General features: G+C 70.2%; 2 protein-coding genes and 1 pseudogene. All 3 read left to right on the forward strand.

The window, feature by feature from the left end; translation table 11 throughout:
* Positions 1–307: 307 nt before the first annotated feature.
* Positions 308–1,807 (forward strand): glucan biosynthesis protein, encoded by a 1,500-nt coding sequence (locus D7Y11_RS42175; protein WP_233607586.1) that lies wholly within the window; start codon positions 308–310, stop codon positions 1,805–1,807.
* A complete protein-coding gene (locus D7Y11_RS42180; protein ID WP_120600297.1) occupies positions 1,795–2,310 on the forward strand; it encodes a hypothetical protein in 516 nt (171 codons plus the stop codon). Before D7Y11_RS42175 ends, D7Y11_RS42180 begins: the two co-directional genes overlap by 13 nt.
* Before the next feature lie 47 nt (positions 2,311–2,357).
* Positions 2,358–2,848, forward strand: a pseudogene (locus D7Y11_RS42185) (glucans biosynthesis glucosyltransferase MdoH); the annotation flags it as partial.

Consider the following 2,848-nt stretch of genomic DNA (forward strand, 5'->3'; position numbering starts at 1 on the left):
GCCCCCGACCGCTGTGGAGATTTCGGACAGGGCTGTTGGCCGCCTGCCCCCATCGTCCACAACCCTCCATTCCAGGCGCCGCCAGCCCCCTCTCTCAGCGCCCTCTCAAGCCGCCGAAATCATTGGTGTTGCAAGGAAGTGACGGAGGCCCGTTTTGGGCAGGTCCTTGGAATGATTGGGAAATTCCCCAGCCCCTGCCGACTGGCATGCCCGTTGCTAGCCTTTGCCGCGTCGCGCCGTACTGGTGCGGGCGGTGGACCCTGGTGAGGAGCGGGATTTGAAGCGGTGGCAGCGACAGACGGTGGGGATGGCCTGGGGGATGGGGCTGTGCGTGGCGGCGCTGGCGTGCGCCCAGCAGCCGAAGGCAGGAACGGCGAAGGCCTCCGGATTCTCCGCCCAGACGGTGGAGGAGAAGGCCCGCGCGCTGGCCGCGAATCCGTACCAGGAGCCGCCTGTCGGCGTGCCCCCGTCCTTCGAGAAGCTCACCTACGATCAATACCGGGACATCCGCTTCCGCGACTCCGCGTCGCTGTGGCGTGAAGAGGCGCTTCCCTTCAGGGCGCAGTTCTTCCACCCCGGTTTTTATTACACCCGTCCTGTGGGCGTGAACGTGGTGGAGGGCGGCAAGGCGCGCCCGGTCCCGTTCTCCACGGAGCAGTTCACCTACGGCCCCCTGGTGGGCACGCCGCCCAAGGGCAAGGTGAACGGCTTCGCGGGCTTCCGCCTCAACGCGCCGCTCAACACCAAGGACTACTACGACGAGCTCGTGGTCTTCCTGGGCGCCAGCTACTTCCGCGCGCTGGGCAAGGGCAACGTGTACGGCCTGTCCGCGCGCGGGCTCGCCATCGACACGGCGCAGCCGGGGGGCGAGGAGTTCCCCACGTTCCGCGAGTTCTGGCTGGAGACGCCGGCGAAGGGCTCCGACACCGTCGTGGTGCACGCGCTGATGGACAGCCCCAGCGTCACGGGCGCGTATCGCTTCGCCATCCGCCCGGGTGAGCGGACCGTGATGGACGTGGACTCCACGGTGTTCGCGCGCAAGGCGGTGCGCCAGCTGGGCGTGGCGCCGCTCACCAGCATGTTCCTCTTTGGAGAGAACGACCGGGGCGACTTCGACGACTTCCGCCCGGAGGTGCACGACTCCGACGGCATCTCCGTGTGGACGAAGAACGGCGAGAAGCTGTGGCGCCCCTTGAAGAACCCGAAGCAGATCCAGACGAGCAGCTTCCACACGGACGGGCTGTCGGGCTTCGGCCTGTTGCAGCGCGACCAGGCGTTCACCAGCTATGAGGACCTGGAGGCGCACTCCGAGCGTCGTCCGGGCGCCTGGGTGGAGCCGGTGGGTGACTGGGGCGCGGGCTCCGTGCGGCTCGTGGAGCTGCCCACCCGTGAAGAGATCCACGACAATATCGTGGCCTTCTGGGTGCCGGATGCACCGGTGCAGGCGGGTGCACACCTTCGCTTCTCCTACCGGCTGTCCTGGGGCTTCTCCCCCGAGGGCGCGAAGGCCGGAGGTTCCACCGTCGCGGCGACGCGTGTCGCGGCGGGCAGCAAGCCGGGGGCGCGTCGCTTCGTCCTCGATTTCACGAAGGCCAGTGTGGAGGGCACGGGTCCCGTGGAGGCGGTCGTCACCGCTTCCCGCGGCCAGGTGCTGCACCCGCGCGCGGAGGTTCACGCCGTCACGGGTGGCTTCCGCGCGGCCTTCGAGCTCATGCCCGACGGAGAAGGCCCCGTCGAGCTGCGCTGCTTCCTGAAACGCGGTTCCGAGACCCTCACCGAGACCTGGAGCTACCTGTGGATTCCGTGACCACGCACCCGTTCATCACCTTCGCGCCCGCGATGCCCCAGGAGGCCCGCGCGGACACCCGCGCGGCGCTGGTGAGCTTCTTCCAGGACTTCGGCTTCACCGGCCGCAACGACCTGGAGAAGCTGGCGGGCTGGGTCCTGGGCACGCGTGAGCTGTCCCTGTCGCCGGAGGCCGCGCTGGCGCTCGCGCGGTGGCGCGTGGAGGGCTGGCTGGCGGAGGTGCTGGGGCCGTCGCACGTGGGGCCGTCGCTGATGGTGCGCGGCCGGGCCGCGTTCGTGCTGGTGGGCGGCGCGCGCTGGGGCGCGGACGTGCTGATGCGCGCTCCGTCCTCGCTGCCGGAGGCCTGGCGCCGCGCGGTGTGTGAAGCAGTGCCCATGTCCGCTCCGGCGGAGGTGCCCTGCCAGATGCGCGAGCAGGTGCTCGTGCTCAATCCCTTCATGGACATGCTGCGCCGCTGGCTGCGTCCCGCCGCCGGCCAGGCGGGCGTGTCGCCGTCGCGCTAGGCGCGCACCTCACACACAGCGACGCCGCACGGGAGCCCGGAGTCCGCATGAACGCCCAACCCTACACTCCGGCCCTGGCGCGGCCCCGTCGCGTGATGGTGCTGGGCCTGGCGGCCCTGTCCACCGGTTTCGCCTCCGTGGAGATGCACCGGCTGCTCGCGGCCCACGGCACCACGGTGCCGGAGCTGTTCGTGCTGGGCCTGTTCGCGGTGTGCTTCGCGTGGATCGCCCTGTCGTTCTGGAGCGGCGTGGCCGGCTTCATCCAGCTGGTGGCGAACCAGCGGGTGCCGGGGCTGCGCTGGCCCACCGAGGAGGAGGCGACCGGTCCACTCACGCGCCGCACCGCGGTGGTGATGCCCGTCTACAACGAGGACCCGTCCGCCGTGTTCGCGCACGTGCAGGCCACGTATGAGTCCATCGCCGCGACGGGGCAGTTGGACGCGTTCGACTTCTACGTGCTGAGCGACTCCACGCGGGCGGAGTCGTGGGTGGCGGAGGAGCTGGCGTGGTCGGAGCTGTGCCGCCGGGTGGGTGGGCA

This window comes from Corallococcus sp. AB018 (genome assembly GCF_003986945.1).
GTDB lineage: Bacteria > Myxococcota > Myxococcia > Myxococcales > Myxococcaceae > Corallococcus > Corallococcus exiguus.